The organism is Janthinobacterium sp. NKUCC06_STL, from assembly GCF_019345455.1.
GTDB lineage: Bacteria > Pseudomonadota > Gammaproteobacteria > Burkholderiales > Burkholderiaceae_D > Janthinobacterium > Janthinobacterium rivuli.
Map to the genome: position 1 here is coordinate 145,391 of NZ_JAHKQY010000003.1, position 19,324 is coordinate 164,714.

A 19,324-nucleotide genomic window follows, 5' to 3' on the forward strand; every position below is an offset into this window, starting at 1 on the left:
TCATGTATTGGAGCTACCACGATGAATAAGAATGTAGGCTACGCCATTGCCTTGCTGCTGGCGTTGGCGGCCCCGTTTTACGGCTATCCCGTCTTCCTGATGAAGTTGCTGTGCTTTGCCCTGTTTGCCTGCGCTTTCAACTTGCTGATCGGCTACACGGGCTTGCTGTCGTTTGGCCATGCTGCCTTCTTTGGCGGCGCCGGTTATGTCACCGGCTACGCACTGCGCACCTGGGGCTGGCCAACGGAACTGGGCTTGCTGGCTGGCGTCGCCACGGGCGCCTTGCTGGGCCTGGTGATCGGCGGCCTGGCGATCCGCCGCCAGGGCATCTACTTTACGATGATCACCCTGGCGCTGGCGCAGATGGTGTACTTCCTGGCCTTGCGCCTGCCGTTCACGGGCGGCGAGGATGGCTTGCAGGGTGTTCCACGTGGAACCTTGCTCGGTACGATAGACCTGGGCAACGACACCGTCCTGTACTACGTCGTGCTGGCCATCTTCGTTGCCGGCTTCGCCCTGATCGTGCGCACCATCCACTCGCCGTTCGGCCAGGTGCTCAAGGCCATCAAGGAAAACGAGCCGCGCGCCATCTCGCTCGGCTACGACGTCAACAAGTACAAACTGATGGCCATCGTGCTGTCCGCTTCCTTGGCCGCACTGGCCGGCGCCACCAAGACCCTGGTGCTGGGCTTTGAAACGCTGACCGACGTGTACTGGGGCATGTCGGGTCTGGTCGTGCTGATGACCCTGGTGGGCGGCATGGGCACCTTGTCCGGTCCCATCCTCGGCGCCGTCTTGATCATCGCGCTGGAAAACAAGCTGGGCGATGTCGGTACCTATCTGGCCACGCATACGGGCATCGAGTGGTTCGGCACCCTGGGCGAATCGGTGGGCATGGTGACCGGCGTGATCTTCGTCATCTGCGTGCTGATGTTCCGGCGCGGCATCGTCGGCGAAGCCATCGCGCGCTTCGGCGGCAGGCCAGCCAAAGCCGCGGTCTGATTTTCAAGCAACGCCGGACGGATCGTCCGGCGTTTTTCATTGTGCGTCCACTGTTACCTCAACGGAGAGAACCACCATGCAAATGACGATCACGCGCGCAGGCACTGGCGCAAGCCTGTGCACCCTGCTGGCGTTGGCAGCCTGCGGCAGCAACCATGCGCCGGAAGAATTGAACCAGATGCCCGGCTACCTGGGCACCATCACGCGCGCCGACTACGACGGCAAGACGAACGACTTACTCACGGCTGGCCTGGGCAAGACGGGGCTGGCGGGAGCAACTCCCGCGTATGCGAACGTGGAACAGCCGACGCCGCTCGAACTGCGCCGCAATGCCATCTACGCCAATTACCGGGCCGTGCTCGACATTGCCGCCAACAGCGGCTACGGCACCTTGTACGGACCGAACGTGGATGCGTCCGGGAACGTGGGCACGGGCGAGGGTCTGGTCGCGGGCAGCGAATACATCGCCTATGCCGACGATGGCTCGGGCAAGAAGAACGTCACCTTGATGGTGCAGGTGCCGGCCAGCTTCGATCCCGACCATGCGTGCATCGTCACGGGCACGTCGAGCGGCTCGCGCGGCATCTACGGCGCCATCGGCAGCTCGGGCGAATGGGGCTTGAAAAAAGGCTGCGCCGTGGCGTATGCCGACAAGGGCTCCGGCACGGGCTTGTACGTGTTCGAGGACGACAGCGTCAACCTGCAGAACGGCCTGCGCGCGGGCAGGGTGGCCGCCAGCAAGAGCGCGCTCTTCGCGCCGGACTTGAGCGACGCCGAGCGGCTGGCCTGGGTGGGCAGCAATCCGAACCGCATCGCCTTCAAGCATGCGCACTCACAGCAAAATCCGGAAAAGGACTGGGGCAAGGTCACCTTGCAGGCCGTCGAGATGGCGTATTACGTGTTGAACGAGCGCTACGGCGTGCTGGCCCGCGATGGCAGTGCGCGCGTCGTGCGGCTGACGCCAAAGAACACCATCACGATTGCCTCGAGCATTTCCAACGGCGCTGGCTCGGCCTTGCTGGCGGCGGAACAGGATAGCAAGGGTTTGATCGGCGGCGTGGCGGTCAGCGAGCCGCAAATCCAGCCGGCGGCGTCGAGCGCCTACACTGTGCGCCAGGGCGGGGCGGCGGTCGCCAATCCCGGCCGTGCGCTGTTCGACTACGCCACCTATGCGGCCTTGTATCAGCCGTGCATCGCCTCGGTGGCGGGCAATGCGGGACGCTGCACGGCGCTGGTGGCCAAGGGGCTATTGAACGGCGCCGACCTGGCGGCGCAGCAGGCGGACGCCAGGCAGCGCTTGCGCGCGTATGGCTGGCTGGTCGATTCCGATCCCTTGCAGGCGGCGCACGCGGGCACGAACATCCTCGTGGCCGTCACGTATGCATATGCCTACGGGAAATTCTCTGTGGCCGATAAAGTGTGCGGTTTCACGTTTGCGCAGACGGATGGCGGCGGCAATCCGATCGCGTTCACCTCCGCGCAAAAGGCAGTCAGCTTTGCCGCGCAAAACGGTATCCTCGGTAATGTTGTGTACGAGAACAGCGTGGGCGGCGCCAGGGTGTACACGGCCGGCGTGTCGCCGTCAAACAGCCTGGCGGACCAGTCGCTCGACGGCTTCCTGTGCCTGCGCAGCCTGGCGACGGGGCGTGACACCGTCAGCGGCGCCAACTTGCAGGGGACATTGGCTGCGCAAAGCGTGCGCGTGCGGGCAGGCATGGCCGAGGTCGCGGCCAGCGGCAAATTGAATGGCAAGCCGGCCATCATCGTGCACGGCCGCAGTGACACCCTGATTCCCGTCAATCACGCCTCGCGCGCCTATGTCGGGCTGAACGCTGCCGTAGAAGGGAACAGCCAGTTGCGCTACATCGAGGTGACCAATGCCAACCACTTCGATTCCTTCAGCAGCGCCTTGCCGACCCTCATCGTGCCGCTGCACGTGTACCTGAACCGGGCGTTAGATGCCATGTATGCGCACTTGCATGCCAAGCAAGCCTTGCCGCCATCGCAGGTGGTGCGCACGGTGACACGTGCCGATGCATCGACCTTGATCACGAATGTCAACGTGCCGGCGATTGCGGCAACGCCGGCGCCCGGCAATGTCATCGGCGTGACGGGAACTGTCGTCGATATACCCAACTAGGCTGTAGCGTCTGTGGACGCTGCGGCCACGTTTCACGTGGCCGTTTTTATGCCCAGGCCGTATCCGGGATATCGCCCAGTCCCTGGAAGACGGGTTTGGAAAACCAGTAGCCCTGCATCAGCGAGATGCCGCAGCCGGAAAGAAAATCGCGCTCGGCGCGTGTCTCGATGCCTTCGGCGAGCACGCGGATGCCGAGCTCGCGGCACAGGCTGGCGATGGCCCGCACGATAGCCTGGCGCGGTGCGTGCGTATCGATGCCGCGCACCAGGTCCATGTCGATCTTGATGATGTCGGGCTGGTATTCGGCCAGCAAGTTCAAACCCGCATAGCCGGCGCCGAAATCATCGATGGCCGTCTGGAAACCGAAGCGCCGGTAGGCGCGGAAGATCTCGACCAGATGGGGACGGTCTTGCACCCGTTCGCCTTCCGTTACTTCAAAGATGATTTTATCGGTAGGGAAGCGATGCAGCCTGGCCGCTTCCAGGGTGCTGCGGATGCACACTTCGGGACGGTAGACGGCGTTGGGCAGGAAGTTGATCGACAGAAATCCCTGCATGCCCAGCCTGGCGGCGCCGGCCACGGCCTTGACGCGGCACGCCTGGTCGAAGCGGTAGCGGTTGGCGTCGTTCACTTGCGCCAGCACGCTGGCCGCGCTTTCGCCGTTGGGGCCGCGCACCAGCGCCTCGTGCGCGTAGATGCTGCGCGTGGCCAGGTCAACGATGGGCTGATAGGCATACTCGAAGGCAAACGGCAGCGGCGTGCCGTCATGGCAGCCGGCACAGGCACCGTGCGGAAAGCTGGTGCTGTCAGGATGAATGGGGATGTCGGGAGGCGTCATGGCGGCAGTGTAGCAGGGTGGAGGAACTGGCTCCGTTTGCTGGCTCACAGTGCGGCCGCATAGATGGCGCGCGCGTCGCTGCGCGTGACGGGACGGGGATTGTTGCCCAGTAAACGCGTCTGCAGCATGGCTTCATCGGCCAGCCGGTCCAGGTCGCTGGCCGCGATGCCGACCTCGCGCAGGGTGCGCGCGATGCCCGTGGCCAGGGCTATCTCCTGCATCGTATCGATCAGGGCCACGGCGCGTGCTTCCTCGCTGCCCGCGATGCCGGGCTGCAGGATGGCCGCCAGCTGCGCATACAGGGGTGTCGCGTGGGACAAATTGAAGCGCAGCACGTGCGGCAACACCAGCGCATTCGACAAGCCATGTGGCACGTGAAACAGTCCACCGATGGGATAGGCGAGCGCGTGCACGGCGGCCACGGGCGCATTGGCAAACGCCTGGCCGGCCAGCATGGCACCGAGCAGCATGGCCTGGCGCGCCGGCAAGTTGCTGCCATCGCGGCAGGCGGTGACCAGGTTGCTCGACAGCAGCGACAGCGCCTGGATGGCCAGCATGTCGGACAAAGGGTTTTTCAGCAGGCGGCTCGTATAGGCTTCGATCGCATGCACCATGGCGTCGATGCCGGTGGCGGCCGTCACGGCGGGCGGCAAGCCCAGGGTCAGGCTGGCGTCGAGGATGGCCAGGTCCGCATACAGTTGCGGCGCGACCACGCCCATCTTGCTGGTGGCGCCCGTGGTGACGATGGCGATGTGTGTCACTTCCGAGCCCGTGCCGGCCGTGGTCGGCAATTGCACCAGGGGCAGGCGCTGGCCATGGACATTGCCGATGCCATACAGTTGCGCCAGTTCCTGGTGGCCCGGCGCCAGCACGGCGATCAGCTTGGCCACATCCAGCGAGCTGCCGCCGCCGAGGCCGATAATCAGTTCCACGTGAAACATCTGCGCCTGGGCCACGCCGGCCAGCACGATGGCTTCGGGCGGATCGGCTTGCACGTCGGAAAACACGTGGACTTCGATGCCGGCGGCTTGCAAGCTGCGCAGGGAGGCATCCGCCAGGCCCGTGCGCAAAAAGCCTGCGTCCGTGACGAGCAGGGCGCGGCGCACGGTGGGGAAGTGATGGGCGATGTGTACGCCCAGCTGGGCGGCGGCGCCCGCTTCGACGATCAGGTGCGGCACGGTGCGGAACTCGAAGGCGGACATGCGGACTCCTGACGATAAGGACAGAAGCCAAGCTTACTCCGCTTTCCCGCCCCGCGTTTGTTTCACGTGAAACCAGAAGCGGGAGTTATTCCCACTCCAGCGCGCCTTTCTTCCACTCATAGATTAGTCCGATGGTCAGCACGGCGAGAAAGCCCATGACGGCCCAGAAACCGACGAGGCCCAGTTCGTTGACGTTGGCCGCCCACGGCATCAGGAAGATCACCTCGATATCGAACAGGATGAAGAGGATGGCGACCAGGTAGAAGCGGATGTCGAACTTCATGCGCGCGTCGCCGAACGCCTCGAAGCCGCATTCGTACGGCGACAGTTTTTGCGCATCGGGTTTGTGCGGACCGAGCGCGCGACCCAGCAGCATGGGCACGATGCCGACGAGGACGCCGATCAGAATGAACAGCAGGACAGGAAAATAGTTTTCGAGGAGCATGGGATTCCTCTCAGTGGCTGGACGACAGTTTCATCAGCACGATGCCGCACACGATGAGGACGGCGGCGCACACGCGCATGGTGTTGACTTGCTCGCCCAGAAAGACGATGCCGACGATAAAGGCGCCGACGGCGCCGATGCCGGTCCAGATCGTATAGGCCGTGCCGAGGGGCAGGGTGCGCATGGCCAGCGACAGCAAGCCGAAGCTGGCGATCATCATGACGATGGTAATGATGGAGGGAGTGAGTCTGGTGAAACCCTCGGAGAGTTTCATCGAGTATGCCCACACGACTTCAAACATGCCAGCAATCAGTAAGAGTATCCAGGCCATGGCGGCTCCTTATACAGAGCGGGCCGTCCCGGTGTGTTCCCATGATGGGGGAGGCCGTCCTCCTGGATGATCGTCCCGCTGGCCACAGGCGTGACCACGAATGCAGACGATGCGGCAATTGTAGCAAACATTGTCCAGTGCCGCGCCTCCATCCTGGATGCGATTCGTGTTCCACGTGAAACAAAAAACAGCGTTGACTTGCCCGTGCTGAGTAAAAATTAAGCAAAAATTGGCCGTCGCAAGGTTGCGCTTGCAAAAAGACTCTATAATCGGAGCTCTCTTCCCGCATTTTTACTTGCACTGTTACCTATTTATCATGTTATTTCCTACAGAATTCGACGTCATCGTTGTCGGTGGTGGTCACGCCGGTACCGAGGCGGCCCTCGCTTCCGCCCGCATGGGGCAGAAGACGCTATTGCTCACGCATAATATTGAGACACTGGGCCAGATGTCGTGCAACCCTTCCATCGGTGGCATCGGCAAGGGCCACCTGGTCAAGGAAGTCGATGCCATGGGCGGCGCGATGGCGATTGCCACCGACGAGTCCGGTATCCAGTTCCGCATCCTGAATTCCTCGAAAGGCCCGGCAGTCCGCGCCACGCGCGCCCAGGCCGACCGTATTTTGTACAAGGCCGCCATCCGCACGCGCCTGGAAAACCAGCCTAACCTGTGGCTGTTCCAGCAAGCGGTCGATGACCTGATCGTCGAAGGCGACCGCGTCGTTGGCGCCGTGACGCAGATCGGCCTGAAGTTTCTCGCGCGCGCCGTGGTGCTGACGGCCGGTACTTTCCTCGACGGCAAGATCCACGTGGGCTTGAATAATTATTCGGCCGGCCGTGCCGGCGACCCGCCCGCCATTTCGCTGTCGGCCCGTTTGAAGGAATTAAAGCTGCCGCAGGGCCGCTTGAAAACGGGCACGCCGCCGCGCATCGATGGCCGCACGATCGACTTTTCCGTGATGCAAGAACAGCCGGGCGACCTCGATCCCGTGCCCGTGTTTTCCGTGATGGGCAACACGTCCATGCACCCGCGCCAGGTGCCGTGCTGGGTCACGCACACGAATAGCCAGACGCACGACATCATCCGCGCCGGCCTCGATCGCAGCCCCATGTACACGGGCGTCATCGAAGGCGTCGGCCCCCGTTATTGCCCCTCGATCGAAGACAAGATCCACCGTTTCTCGGGCAAGGAATCGCACCAGATCTTCCTCGAGCCGGAAGGCTTGACGACGCATGAGTTCTATCCGAACGGTATTTCCACGAGCCTGCCGTTCGACGTGCAGATCGCCCTGGTGCAGTCGATGAAGGGCATGGAAAACGCCCACATCCTGCGTCCCGGCTACGCCATCGAATACGATTATTTCGACCCGCGCGGCTTGAAGGCGTCGCTGGAAACGAAGGCCGTCGCCGGCCTGTTCTTCGCCGGCCAGATCAACGGCACCACCGGCTACGAGGAAGCGGCCGCGCAAGGCATGCTGGCGGGCCTGAATGCGGCCTTGCTGACGCAGGACAAGGAAGCCTGGGTACCGGGCCGCTCCGAGGCTTATCTGGGCGTGCTGGTCGACGATTTGATCACCCAGGGCGTGCAGGAGCCGTACCGCATGTTCACCAGCCGCGCCGAGTACCGCCTGAGCCTGCGCGAAGACAATGCCGACATGCGTTTGACGGAAATCGGCCGCGCTTTGGGCTGCGTCGGCGACGCCCAGTGGCAAGCCTTCGAGACCAAGCGCGAAGCGGTGGCGCGCGAACTTGAGCGCCTGCGTTCCACGTGGGTCAACCCGCGCATCCTGGCGGCCGCCGAATCGGAACGCATCGTTGGTCAGGCCATCGAGCGCGAGTATTCGCTGGCGGACTTGCTGCGCCGTCCGAACGTCGCCTACGACACCCTGATGAGCATGACGGGCATGGAAGGCCAGGCCCTGGCCGGCCCCGGCGTGGAGGACCCCGCCGTGCGCGAACAGGTGGAAATCCAGCTCAAATATGCGGGTTACATCGAGCGCCAGAGCAAGGAAATCGAGCGCCACGAACACTATGAAAACCTGGCTTTGCCGGAAGGTTTCAATTACCTGGATATCGGCGCGCTGTCGGTCGAAGTGCGGCAAAAACTCGACAAGCAGCGCCCTGAAACCCTGGGCCAGGCCTCGCGCATTTCCGGCGTGACGCCGGCGGCCATTTCGCTGCTGCTGGTGCACCTGAAAAAGCGCGGCTTTGGTGCAGGTCAGGCCGAAATACAGACCACCACTTTAAAGGACGAGGTTGTTGAATGAAGCAGTTTGACCGGGCCGCACTGGCCCCTATTTTGAATGAAGGCATCGCCGCGCTGAGGCTCGACCTGAGCGCGGATCAGACGGAAAAACTGCTCGATTACCTGGCCTTGCTGGCCAAATGGAACAGCGTGTACAACCTGACGTCGGTGCGCGATCCACTGCAGATGCTGACCCTGCACGTGCTCGATTCGCTGGCCGCCGTGCCGGCGTTCGCGGACGCCAAGAATGTACTCGACGTGGGCGCCGGCGGCGGCTTGCCGGGCATGGTTCTGGCCATCGCGCGGCCTGATATTAAAGTGTCGATGATCGACACGGTGCATAAAAAGACGGCATTTTTGACGCAAGTGAAGGCGGAACTCGGCCTGAGCAACGTCACCGTGTACACGAAACGGGTGGAACAGCTGGAAGTGCAACAGAAATTCGACGTGATCACCTCGCGCGCCTTTGCCGACCTGTCCGACTTCGTCAACTGGTCGAATCACGTGCTGGCCGAGGACGGGCAATTCATCGCCTTGAAAGGGGTGGCACCGCCAGAAGAGAGAGAGCGACTGCCGGCGGACTGGCAAGTGACGCAATTACGCGCGATTCAGGTGCCAGGGCTAAATGCAGAGCGTCATCTGGTCTTTATAGCAAGAATTTAAAAGCCGAAAAATAAATGATATAAACAATTTATACGGTATAAATTATATAAACCGTATAAACGATTTATATCATATAAATGAAATAAACAGTATAAATCGTTTCGGCCAGATGCCGGAGCGCACGATGAAGTTTGCATCTCTTTACAACTAGAAGATACATGGCCAAAATTTTTTGTGTAGCAAATCAAAAGGGTGGTGTTGGTAAAACCACAACAAGCGTCAACCTCTCCGCCGGTCTGGCCAAATTGAACCAGCGCGTGCTGCTGGTCGACCTCGACCCGCAGGGCAATGCGACCATGGGAGCCGGCATCAACAAGGCCGGCCTGAAGGCGTCGACCTATGAAGTCATGTTGGGCGAGTCCGATGTCAAAACGGCACGCCAGCGTTCGGAAGCGGGACGCTTCGACGTCTTGCCGTCGAACCGCGAGCTGGCCGGCGCCGAAGTGGAGATGGTCGAGCTGGACAACCGCGAACGCCGCCTGAAGGATGCGCTGGCCGAAGTGGACGGCGAATACGATTTCATCCTGGTAGATTGCCCACCGGCATTATCGATGCTGACCCTGAACGGCCTGTGCGCCGCGCATGGCGTGATCATCCCGATGCAGTGCGAGTACTACGCATTGGAAGGCTTGTCCGATCTGGTCAATACCATCAAGAAGGTGCATGCCAACCTGAACCCGGATCTGAAGATCATCGGCTTGCTGCGCGTGATGTTCGATCCACGCATGACATTATCACAACAAGTGTCGGCGCAGCTGGAACAGCACTTCGGCGACAAGGTGTTCAATACCATCATCCCGCGCAATGTGCGCCTGGCCGAAGCGCCATCGTACGGCCTGCCCGGCGTGACCTTCGACCCCAGCTCGAAAGGTGCCCAGGCGTATATCGCCTTCGGCGCCGAGATGGTCGAACGCATCAAACATATGTAAACAAGGGGCGAGCGTCTGCACATCAAGATGTAAGCGCTTACTCTGAAAACACGATTAGGACAGCATGGCTACGAAAAAATTAAAAGGACTGGGTCGCGGACTCGACGCCCTGTTGGGCGGCGGCGGTGGCGACTTTGCCAGTGCGGACACGCATCAACCGTCGAACTTGCCCGTGTCGCAAATGCAAGCCGGCAAATACCAGCCGCGCACGCGCATGGACGAGGGGGCTTTGAACGAACTGGCCGCCTCGATCAAGGCGCAAGGGCTGATGCAGCCGATCCTGGTGCGCCCGATCGGGCAAGACACCTTGAGCGGGCTTGTCAAATATGAAATCATCGCCGGCGAACGCCGTTTCCGCGCGTCGCAACTGGCCGGCCTGACGGAAGTGCCGGTGCTGGTGCGCGACGTGGACGACCTGGCCGCCGCGGCCATGGCGCTGATCGAGAACATCCAGCGCGAAGACCTCAATCCGCTGGAAGAAGCGCAGGGCATTCACCGCCTGATCGCCGACTTCAATTTTACGCATGAGCAAGCGGCCACTGCGCTGGGACGTTCGCGCAGCGCCGTGTCGAACCTGTTGCGTTTGATGAACCTGGCCAGTCCCGTGCAAACCATGTTGATGGCCGGCGATATCGACATGGGCCATGCGCGCGCGCTGCTGGCCGTCGATGCGGCCAGCCAGATCACGCTGGCCAACCAGGTCGTGGCCAAGCGCCTGTCCGTGCGCGAAACGGAAAAGCTCGTGACGCGCACGGTCGAGGAAGCGGCCAACCCGGTCGAGCCGCGTCAGAAGGAAAAATCGGGCGACATCGCGCGCCTGGAAGAAGAGCTGTCCGATGCGCTGGCCACCCCCGTGGTGTTCAAGATGGGCAACAAGGGCCGTGGCCAATTGGTGATTGATTTTGCCGATCTTGACGTGCTCGATGGTTTGTTGACCCGCTTGCGTGGTTAAATAGCAAGCTGCAAAGACAGGGGACCTGCGGTGTGGACAATCCGGCCATGCTTTCCGGATGGACCACGTGATTCCTTGATAACACGGCTGGAAGCGGCCAGACAAGCGGCTTTGCCATATAGTGGTGCAAAAGGCGGCGAATAGTCGGTAAAGCGTCAGTTTCACGCCGCAATTGCCCTGCTGCGGTGCAGCAACGTTTGACTCTATAGATCAAAGCCAACTATAATCCCGTGTCTTTGCGTGTGTAGATTTTTCTGGGAACTTGGCAATTGAGTGATTCACAACAAAGTATTGCCAAGCCAGTCTACAAAGTAGTTGCATTGCAGCTAGCAATCGCTATCAGCTTTGCCACGGTCACCCTGTTTTTTGGTGGCAATGTCAGAGGCTGGTCCGCCGCATACGGCGGCGCTATCGCAGTCATCGGTAGCCTGGTGTATGCCCTGTTGGTGGTTCGCGGTTCTAGCGACGCCAACAAGGCATTCCGGGCGCATTTGCGCGCAGAAGTGGTGAAAATATTTATCACAGCGGTGCTGTTTATATTGGCACTGGTGTTGTTTCAGTCGGCCGCCTGGTTATGGCTGATCTTGGGTTTCGCGGTGGCAACCTTAGCATACTGGTTTTCATTGCTCGCTGTTTAATCATTGGTTTTGGGGCCTGTTGAGCTCTGAAACGACAAATCTAAATTCATTATGACCACAGAACACGCTATTGAAGCGGGCCATGCTGCCCCGGCCAACGCCACAGAATACATCAGTCACCATCTGGCCCACCTGAGAAGTGCCGACGGCATGATCAATCTGGATACGTTCTGGATTTCGGCCATTCTGGGCTTTGTTTTCCTGGCTGTTTTCTATATGGCGTCGCGCCGCGCGACGGCTGGTGTCCCTGGCAAGTTGCAAAACTTCGTCGAAATGGTCATGGAAATCGTCAATGACACTATTAATGGGGCCTTCCACGCGAAAAGCAAGGTCATCGCGCCGCTGGCCATCACTATTTTTGTGTGGGTCTGGTTGCTGAACGCGATGGACTTCCTGCCGGTTGACCTGTTGCCGAAGATCCTGAGCTGGTTTGGCGTGCATAAACTGCGCGCCGTGCCGACCGCCGACGTCAACCACACCTTCGCCATGTCGCTGTCGGTCGTGCTGTGCGTGATCGCCTTCTCGATCAAGGCCAAGGGCCTGGGCGGCTGGATCAAGGAACTGTTCACGGCACCGTTCCATGCGAATGGCCTGATCGCCACGATCGCCCTGGCACCTGTCAATTTCTTGCTGCAAATGGTTGAGCTGGTTGCAAAACTGATCTCCCTGTCGCTGCGACTGTTCGGCAATATGTATGCCGGCGAACTGATTTTCATCTTGATCGCGTTGTTGCCTTGGTGGGCACAGTGGGCGTTGGGTGGTCCATGGGCAATTTTCCATATCTTGATTGTAACTTTGCAAGCTTTTGTGTTTATGGCGTTGACGGTTGTGTATCTGAGCCTCGCGGTTGAGAAACATTAATCATTAACTTTATATTTTGTTTTTTTAGTATCTTTCGTTTTTAAATTTAGGAGAATTTTATGCAAGCTCTGATCGCACAAGTACAAAGCATGACCGTTCTGGCAGCAGCAATCATCATCGGCCTGGCCGCAATCGGCACCGCTCTGGGCTTCGCTATCTTGGGTGGCAAATTCCTGGAAGCTTCGGCACGTCAACCAGAACTGATGCCACAACTGCAAACCAAACTGTTCGTTATCGCTGGTCTGCTGGATGCTATCTCGATGATCGGCGTTGGTGTTGCTCTGCTGTACACGTTCGCTAACCCGTTCCTGTCCGCTCTGACGGCTGTTGCTCAGTAATTCGCTCCAACCCTAGGAGAAACTTTTAGTTAGGAGCAAAGGTATGGACATCAATATGTCGCTCATCGGCCAGATGATCACCTTCGCGGTGTTGGTCTGGTTCTCGATGAAGTTCGTATTTCCAGCGCTGAACAACGCGCTGGATGAGCGTGCCAAACGAATCGCGGATGGATTGGCTGCGGCCGATCAAGGTCAGGCTTCGATGGCAGTCGCTGAAAAGCGTGCGCAAGAGGCATTGAACAGTGCACGTGAAGAAGCGTCGCAACGCGTTGCGGACGCTGAAAAGCGCGCGCAGCTGGTTGCTGAAGAGATCAAGCAAAATGCACAAGCTGAAGCTGCGCGTATCATTGCGCAAGCCCAGTCGGACGCCGAACAGCAACTGTCGAAAGCACGCGAACAATTGCGCGCTCAGGTGGCTGACCTGGCTGTCAAGGGTGCCGAGCAGATCTTGAAGCGTGAAGTTAACGCTACGGCTCACGCCGAAATGTTGCAGCGTCTTGCTGTCGAGCTGTAATCATGGCAGAACTCGCAACCGTCGCCCGTCCCTACGCGGAAGCTTTGTTCCGCGTAGCCCAAGCTGGTAAGGAGTCAAGCAACCTCGCGGCGTGGTCCGAGCTGGTGTCCGAACTGGCACAGATCGGTAGCCACCCCGAGGTACAGGCGTACGCGCGCAATCCGAAAGTTTCGGAAAGCGACGTCGCCGCCACCATCCTGTCGTTGTTGAAATCGCCGCTCAATGAGGAAGTGAAAAACTTCGTCACGATGTTGATCGAAAATGGCCGCATCAGCCTGCTGCCGGAAATCGGCGCGCAATTCCATGCCCTGAAAAATGGCCTGGAAGGTGCGGCTGACGCCGAGATCACGAGCGCTTTCGATCTGAGCGAAGGCCAAACGGCCGAGCTGGTCGCAACGCTGGAAAAGAAATTCAGTCGTAAGCTCAACCCTGCCGTCACAGTGGATCCATCGCTGCTCGGCGGCGTGCGCGTGGTCGTTGGCGACCAAGTGCTCGATACCTCGGTGCGCGCCAAGCTGCAGCAACTGCACGCTGCACTGGTGTCGTAAGACACGCGCTTCGGCAGGCCAGCTTAGACAGACCCTTACCCCTCGCGCAAGCTGAGAGAAACACTTTTAGGAGTTAGTATGCAACTCAACCCATCTGAAATCAGCGAGTTGATCAAGAGCCGGATCCAAGGTCTTGACGGCGGCGCTGAAGTGCGTAATCAAGGCACGGTTATTTCCGTCGCCGACGGTATCTGCCGCATCCACGGTTTGTCGGACGTGATGCAAGGCGAGATGCTGGAATTCCCAGGCAACACGTTTGGCCTGGCAATGAATCTGGAACGCGACTCCGTCGGTTCCGTGATTCTGGGTGCCTACGAGCACATCTCCGAAGGCGACACGGTGAAATGCACCGGCCGCATTCTGGAAGTGCCAGTCGGTCCTGAGCTGCTCGGCCGCGTTGTCAACGCGCTGGGCCAGCCGATCGACGGCAAAGGCGCCATCGAGACCAAACTGACGGCCGCGATTGAAAAAATCGCACCGGGCGTGATCGCCCGTGAATCCGTTTCGCAACCAATGCAAACCGGCCTGAAGTCGATCGATGCGATGGTTCCAGTTGGCCGCGGCCAGCGCGAACTGATCATCGGCGACCGTCAAACCGGCAAGTCGGCTGTGGCGATTGATGCGATCATCAATCAAAAAGGCCAGGGCATGAAATGTATCTACGTCGCGATTGGCCAAAAAGCCTCGTCGATCAAGAACATCGTGCGCTCGCTGGAACAGCACGGCGCGATGGAATACACCATCGTTGTCGCCGCTTCCGCTTCGGAATCGGCCGCCATGCAATACATCTCGCCGTACTCCGGTTGCGCCATGGGCGAATACTTCCGTGACCGCGGTGAAGATGCACTGATCGTCTACGATGATCTGTCCAAACAAGCTGTTGCATACCGTCAAATCTCGCTGCTGCTGCGCCGTCCACCAGGTCGCGAAGCGTACCCAGGCGACGTGTTCTACCTGCACAGCCGCCTGCTGGAACGCGCAGCACGCGTGAACGCCGACTACGTCGAGAAGTTCACCGACGGCGCCGTCAAAGGCAAGACCGGTTCCCTGACGGCACTGCCGATCATTGAAACGCAAGCTGGCGACGTGTCCGCATTCGTTCCAACCAACGTGATTTCGATTACCGACGGTCAGATCTTCCTGGAAACCTCGCTGTTCAACGCCGGTATCCGTCCTGCGATTAACGCCGGTATTTCCGTATCGCGCGTCGGTGGTGCCGCCCAGACCAAGGTCATCAAAAACCTGTCCGGCGGTATCCGTACCGACTTGGCGCAGTACCGTGAACTGGCCGCGTTTGCGCAGTTCGCTTCGGACCTCGATGAATCGACCCGCAAGCAGCTGGACCGTGGTGCCCGCGTCACGGAATTGCTCAAGCAAGCCCAGTACTCGCCACTGTCGATCTCGCTGATGGCCGTATCGCTGTTCTCGGTGAACAAAGGCTTCATGGACGACGTGCCAGTCAAGCAAGTGCTGTCGTTCGAAGCTGGTGTCCACGCTTACATGAAGACCAAGCAAGCTGCTCTGCTGGCCAAGATCGAAGAAACCAAGCAACTCGACAAAGACAGCGAAGCAACTCTGTCGGCGGCCATTGCTGATTTCAAGAAATCCGGCGCATATTAAGCGGCCAGGCGGCGCCCACCTTGAGTGAGGCGCCGCCCTACGCGCAGAAGGAGTAAGGACTCATGGCATCAAGCAAAGAGATACGAGGCAAGATCAAGAGCGTAGAGAATACGAAGAAGATCACCAAGGCGATGGAAATGGTCGCCGCGTCCAAAATGCGCAAGGCGCAAGACCGGATGCGGGCCGCTCGTCCCTACAGTGACAAGATTCGGAATATCGCCGCCAATCTGGCGAATGCCAATCCGGAATACACGCACCCGTTCCTGGCAGCTGCCCAGGGTACGCAAGCGAAGGCAGTAGGTTTCATCGTTGTGACGACCGACAAGGGTCTGTGCGGCGGCATGAATACCAACATCCTGCGCCAGGTGACGTCGAAGTCGCGCGAGCTGGAAGCAGCTGGCAACCGGATTGAAGCAGTTGCCATCGGTAACAAGGGTTTGGGTTTTTTGAATCGCATCGGCGTCAAGATCGTCGCTTCTGCCATTCAAACTGGTGATACGCCCCATCTGGAAAAATTGATCGGACCCGTCAAGGTCATGCTCGAAGAGTTCCAGGCTGGCAAGCTCGACGCAGTGTACCTGTGCTACACCAAATTCATCAACACGATGAAGCAGGAACCAGTGGTCGAACAGCTGCTGCCTTTGACGGCTGACAAAATGGTCGCCGACAAGAGCGCACACTCGTGGGATTACATCTACGAGCCGGATGCACAAAGCATCATCGACGAATTGCTGGAGCGCTATGTAGAAGCGCTGGTGTACCAGGCAGTCGCGGAGAATCTGGCGTCCGAGCAATCGGCACGGATGGTCGCGATGAAAGCTGCAAGCGACAACGCGGGTAGTGTGATCGGCGAATTGAAGCTGATCTACAACAAGACCCGCCAAGCTGCGATTACCAAAGAACTCTCCGAAATCGTCGCCGGTGCGGCTGCGGTTTAAACGAATTTAACTATATTGAAGGAACGAACATGGCTGATGGCAAAATCGTTCAGTGTATCGGCGCTGTGGTGGACGTTGAGTTTCCCCGCAACGCGATGCCTAAGGTATTTGATGCCTTGAAGATGGCAGGCTCGGAACTGACCCTGGAAGTACAACAGCAGTTGGGCGACGGCATTGTCCGTACCATTGCACTCGGCTCGTCCGATGGCCTGCGTCGCGGCATGATGATCCAGAACACCGGCAAACCTATCATGGTGCCAGTCGGTAAAGCAACCCTGGGTCGCATCATGGACGTGCTGGGCAACCCGATCGACGAATGCGGCCCCGTGTCGCACGAGCAGATCGCGTCGATCCACCGCACCGCTCCTGCATACGACGAACTGTCGCCTTCGCAAGAACTGCTGGAAACCGGCATCAAGGTGATCGATCTGGTGTGCCCGTTTGCAAAAGGCGGTAAAGTTGGTCTGTTCGGCGGCGCTGGCGTAGGCAAGACCGTCAACATGATGGAACTGATTAACAACATCGCCAAAGCGCACAGCGGCGTGTCCGTGTTCGCCGGTGTTGGTGAGCGTACGCGTGAAGGTAACGACTTCTACCACGAGATGGCTGACGCGAAAGTGGTCGATCTGGAAAATCCAGAGAACTCCAAAGTGGCGATGGTCTACGGTCAGATGAATGAACCGCCAGGTAACCGTCTGCGCGTCGCGCTGACCGGCCTGACGATCGCTGAATCGTTCCGTGATGAAGGCAAAGACGTTCTGTTCTTCGTCGACAACATCTACCGCTTTACGCTGGCTGGTACCGAAGTCTCGGCACTGCTGGGCCGTATGCCGTCGGCTGTGGGTTACCAACCGACCCTGGCTGAAGAAATGGGCCGTCTGCAAGAGCGTATTACGTCGACCAAGACCGGTTCGATCACCTCGATCCAGGCCGTCTACGTTCCAGCCGATGATTACACCGATCCGTCGCCTGCTACCACGTTTGCTCACTTGGATTCGACCGTTGCGCTGTCGCGTGACATCGCTTCCCTGGGTATCTACCCAGCCGTGGACCCACTCGATTCGACCTCGCGTCAGCTCGATCCGTTGATCGTTGGTCAAGAGCACTATGACACCGCGCGTGCCGTGCAAACGACCCTGCAACGCTACAAGGAATTGCGCGACATTATCGCGATTCTGGGTATGGACGAGCTGGCACCGGAAGACAAACTGCTGGTCGCCCGCGCACGTAAGATGCAGCGTTTCCTGTCGCAGCCTTTCCACGTCGCTGAAGTCTTTACCGGCGCGCCTGGTAAATACGTTTCGCTCAAAGACACGATCAAGGGCTTCAAAATGATCGCTTCGGGCGAACTCGATCACCTGCCGGAACAAGCGTTCTACATGGTCGGCACGATCGAAGAAGCAATCGAAAAAGCCAAGAAACTTAACTAAGTTAAGTCTGGGCCTAACCCCGCCCCTTACAAGGCGGGGTTCTTCAACCCGATAGGACACACATGGCACACACAATTCACGTTGACGTGGTTTCCGCTGAAGAACTGATTTTTTCAGGTGAAGCAGAATTCGTCGCGTTGCCGGGTGAACAAGGCGAGCTGGGTATCTACCCACGCCACACGCCTTTGATTACCCGCATCCGTCCGGGCGCGGTCCGCATCAAGGTAGTCGGCCAGGCTGAAGAAGAGTTCGTCTTCGTTGCCGGCGGCCTGCTGGAAGTGCAACCGGATACCGTGACCGTCCTGGCCGATACCGCGATCCGCGGTCACGACCTCGACGAAGCGAAAGCGCTGGAAGCGAAGAAGTTGGCGGAAGAAAATATCCACAACAAGGATTCGGGCATCGACTACGCGCAAGCGCAAGCCGAGCTGGCCAGCGCGATTGCGCAACTGGCAGCGATCCAGAAGCTGCGCAAGATGTAATTCATCTGCGCCGCACAAGAAAGGCAGCCTTCGGGCTGCCTTTTTTTATGCAGAAATCAGCGGCGCTTGTCCTTGCCCCTTTCCAGTCCCGCCTTCAATACCGTCTTCCACCTGGCGCGCGCGGCGATGCGCTCGAGCGGCGTCTCCTCGATACGGCGCGCGTCGCGCAGCAGCTTGTGATAATTGCGCAGGCGGTCCGCATCGACGGCGCCGCGCACGGCGCAACCGGGCTCGCTGGCATGCCGGCAATCGCGGAACTGGCACGTCGCCGCCAGCGCCGCGATGTCGTCAAACGTGGCCGCCAGGGTATCCGCATCGGCATCGGCGCGCCAGCTGCGCAAGCCCGGCGTGTCGATGATGCAGGCGCCGCTGGCGCACAGGTGCAGCGAGCGGGCCGTCGTCGTATGCCGGCCGCGCCCGTCGCCATGGCGCACGCCGTTGGTCGTTTGATCCGCCGCGCACAAGGTATTGGTCAGGCTGGACTTGCCGGCGCCCGATGACCCGAGCAGCACCAGGGTCTGGCCAGCATTCAACCACGGTTCCAGGATGGCCACGTCATACGCATGGCGCGTATCGATGGCAAACAGCGGCACGTGAGGCGGCAGGCGCTGTCTGAGCTGCGCCAGTTTGCCCGGCACGTCGTCGGCCACGTCGGCCTTGCTCAGCACCACCACGGGCGTCACTTGCGCGGCCAGCACGATGGCCAGATAGCGCTCCAGGCGGCGCGGATTAAAGTCCTCGTCCAGTCCCATCACCAGCAGGGCCGTATCGACATTGCTGGCGAGCAGTTGGCGCCGGCCGTCATTACCGCGCCGCGCGATTTGCGTGACTGGGGATAAGTGCGCCGTTATCCACAGCGTAGCGTGCGCGTCGGGTTCGGCGGCGACCCAGTCGCCGACAGTAAGAATATTGTCTTGCGCCTGCAGCTGATGCAGCAGGCGCGGCACGATGTACGCCGGGTGTTCCCGGATGCCGTCGTGCACGCCGATGCTGTCGCGGTGTACGGCGCAAACGCGCAGCAGCTGCGTGGCGGGGGAAGAGAGTTCGAGTTGGGTGGCTGCGCTGGCGATGGCCTGCTGCAGCCCGATAAGGCGTAGTTGCGCAAAATCGAATGCGATCATGGTAGCGTGATTCCAGATTCTGTCGTCCGCGTGCGGACATGCAGCCTGCGCGAGCAGGCACCGCCAGTCGCCATGACTGGCACGAAAG

At 59.8% G+C, this 19,324-nt stretch carries 20 protein-coding genes; 15 read left to right on the forward strand and 5 right to left on the reverse strand.

Translation table 11 applies throughout. The annotated features are described in order from the left end of the window. Positions 1-21 precede the first annotated feature (21 nt). A complete protein-coding gene (locus tag KO539_RS13190; RefSeq protein WP_035823444.1) occupies positions 22-1,002 on the forward strand; it encodes a branched-chain amino acid ABC transporter permease in 981 nt (326 codons plus the stop codon). A gap of 76 nt (positions 1,003-1,078) precedes the next feature. Next, the gene (locus tag KO539_RS13195) at positions 1,079-3,142 is read left to right on the forward strand and encodes a D-(-)-3-hydroxybutyrate oligomer hydrolase (protein WP_219310039.1); all 2,064 of its coding nucleotides are present in this window, start codon (positions 1,079-1,081) and stop codon (positions 3,140-3,142) included. 46 nt (positions 3,143-3,188) lie between these two features. Here the strand turns inward: KO539_RS13195 and KO539_RS13200 are convergent, their stop codons facing one another. From KO539_RS13200 to sugE, 4 genes are all read right to left on the reverse strand, one after another. Next, the gene (locus KO539_RS13200) at positions 3,189-3,980 is read right to left on the reverse strand and encodes an EAL domain-containing protein (RefSeq protein ID WP_099403836.1); all 792 of its coding nucleotides are present in this window, start codon (positions 3,978-3,980) and stop codon (positions 3,189-3,191) included. Positions 3,981-4,024: 44 nt separating this feature from the next. Further along, on the reverse strand, positions 4,025-5,182 hold the full coding sequence (locus tag KO539_RS13205) for an iron-containing alcohol dehydrogenase (protein WP_219310041.1): 1,158 nt from the start codon (positions 5,180-5,182) through the stop codon (positions 4,025-4,027). 85 nt (positions 5,183-5,267) lie between these two features. Next, positions 5,268-5,627 carry an NADH-quinone oxidoreductase subunit A gene (locus tag KO539_RS13210; RefSeq protein WP_099403835.1) on the reverse strand — a complete coding sequence of 120 codons (360 nt, stop codon included), beginning with the start codon at positions 5,625-5,627 and terminating at the stop codon, positions 5,268-5,270. 10 nt (positions 5,628-5,637) lie between these two features. Further along, positions 5,638-5,958: a quaternary ammonium compound efflux SMR transporter SugE gene (sugE, locus tag KO539_RS13215; protein ID WP_046681846.1), complete on the reverse strand. Its 321-nt coding sequence runs from the start codon at positions 5,956-5,958 to the stop codon at positions 5,638-5,640. A gap of 316 nt (positions 5,959-6,274) precedes the next feature. Between sugE and mnmG the strand changes: the two genes are divergently transcribed. From mnmG to KO539_RS13280, 13 genes are all read left to right on the forward strand, one after another. After that, positions 6,275-8,224 carry a tRNA uridine-5-carboxymethylaminomethyl(34) synthesis enzyme MnmG gene (gene mnmG, locus KO539_RS13220; protein WP_219310050.1) on the forward strand — a complete coding sequence of 650 codons (1,950 nt, stop codon included), beginning with the start codon at positions 6,275-6,277 and terminating at the stop codon, positions 8,222-8,224. After that, positions 8,221-8,865, forward strand: coding sequence for a 16S rRNA (guanine(527)-N(7))-methyltransferase RsmG (gene rsmG / locus KO539_RS13225; RefSeq protein ID WP_219310052.1), 645 nt, complete (start codon positions 8,221-8,223; stop codon positions 8,863-8,865). Before mnmG ends, rsmG begins: the two co-directional genes overlap by 4 nt. Before the next feature lie 158 nt (positions 8,866-9,023). Next, a complete protein-coding gene (locus KO539_RS13230; RefSeq protein ID WP_034752687.1) occupies positions 9,024-9,794 on the forward strand; it encodes a ParA family protein in 771 nt (256 codons plus the stop codon). Between the two features lie 64 nt (positions 9,795-9,858). After that, positions 9,859-10,746: a ParB/RepB/Spo0J family partition protein gene (locus KO539_RS13235; protein WP_219310054.1), complete on the forward strand. Its 888-nt coding sequence runs from the start codon at positions 9,859-9,861 to the stop codon at positions 10,744-10,746. Positions 10,747-11,015: 269 nt separating this feature from the next. Further along, a complete protein-coding gene (locus tag KO539_RS13240; RefSeq protein ID WP_035823464.1) occupies positions 11,016-11,384 on the forward strand; it encodes an ATP synthase subunit I in 369 nt (122 codons plus the stop codon). A gap of 51 nt (positions 11,385-11,435) precedes the next feature. Continuing rightward, positions 11,436-12,245 (forward strand): F0F1 ATP synthase subunit A, encoded by an 810-nt coding sequence (atpB, locus tag KO539_RS13245; RefSeq protein WP_051959258.1) that lies wholly within the window; start codon positions 11,436-11,438, stop codon positions 12,243-12,245. A 59-nt stretch (positions 12,246-12,304) separates the two neighbouring features. Further along, positions 12,305-12,583, forward strand: coding sequence for a F0F1 ATP synthase subunit C (atpE, locus tag KO539_RS13250; RefSeq protein WP_034752695.1), 279 nt, complete (start codon positions 12,305-12,307; stop codon positions 12,581-12,583). Positions 12,584-12,626: 43 nt separating this feature from the next. Further along, positions 12,627-13,097 (forward strand): F0F1 ATP synthase subunit B, encoded by a 471-nt coding sequence (locus KO539_RS13255; protein ID WP_034752697.1) that lies wholly within the window; start codon positions 12,627-12,629, stop codon positions 13,095-13,097. Between the two features lie 2 nt (positions 13,098-13,099). Next, positions 13,100-13,645, forward strand: a complete 546-nt coding sequence (locus tag KO539_RS13260) for a F0F1 ATP synthase subunit delta (protein WP_034752699.1) — start codon at positions 13,100-13,102, stop codon at positions 13,643-13,645. Between the two features lie 78 nt (positions 13,646-13,723). Beyond that, positions 13,724-15,265, forward strand: coding sequence for a F0F1 ATP synthase subunit alpha (gene atpA, locus KO539_RS13265; RefSeq protein ID WP_034752701.1), 1,542 nt, complete (start codon positions 13,724-13,726; stop codon positions 15,263-15,265). Positions 15,266-15,327: 62 nt separating this feature from the next. Beyond that, positions 15,328-16,203, forward strand: coding sequence for a F0F1 ATP synthase subunit gamma (gene atpG / locus KO539_RS13270; protein WP_035823466.1), 876 nt, complete (start codon positions 15,328-15,330; stop codon positions 16,201-16,203). 29 nt (positions 16,204-16,232) lie between these two features. Then, a complete protein-coding gene (atpD, locus tag KO539_RS13275) occupies positions 16,233-17,633 on the forward strand; it encodes a F0F1 ATP synthase subunit beta (protein ID WP_034752705.1) in 1,401 nt (466 codons plus the stop codon). 62 nt (positions 17,634-17,695) lie between these two features. Then, a complete protein-coding gene (locus tag KO539_RS13280) occupies positions 17,696-18,115 on the forward strand; it encodes a F0F1 ATP synthase subunit epsilon (RefSeq protein ID WP_034752707.1) in 420 nt (139 codons plus the stop codon). Positions 18,116-18,171: 56 nt separating this feature from the next. Here KO539_RS13280 and rsgA read toward each other — a convergent pair whose 3' ends face one another. Further along, positions 18,172-19,236 (reverse strand): ribosome small subunit-dependent GTPase A, encoded by a 1,065-nt coding sequence (gene rsgA, locus KO539_RS13285; protein WP_219310056.1) that lies wholly within the window; start codon positions 19,234-19,236, stop codon positions 18,172-18,174. Positions 19,237-19,324 lie beyond the last annotated feature (88 nt).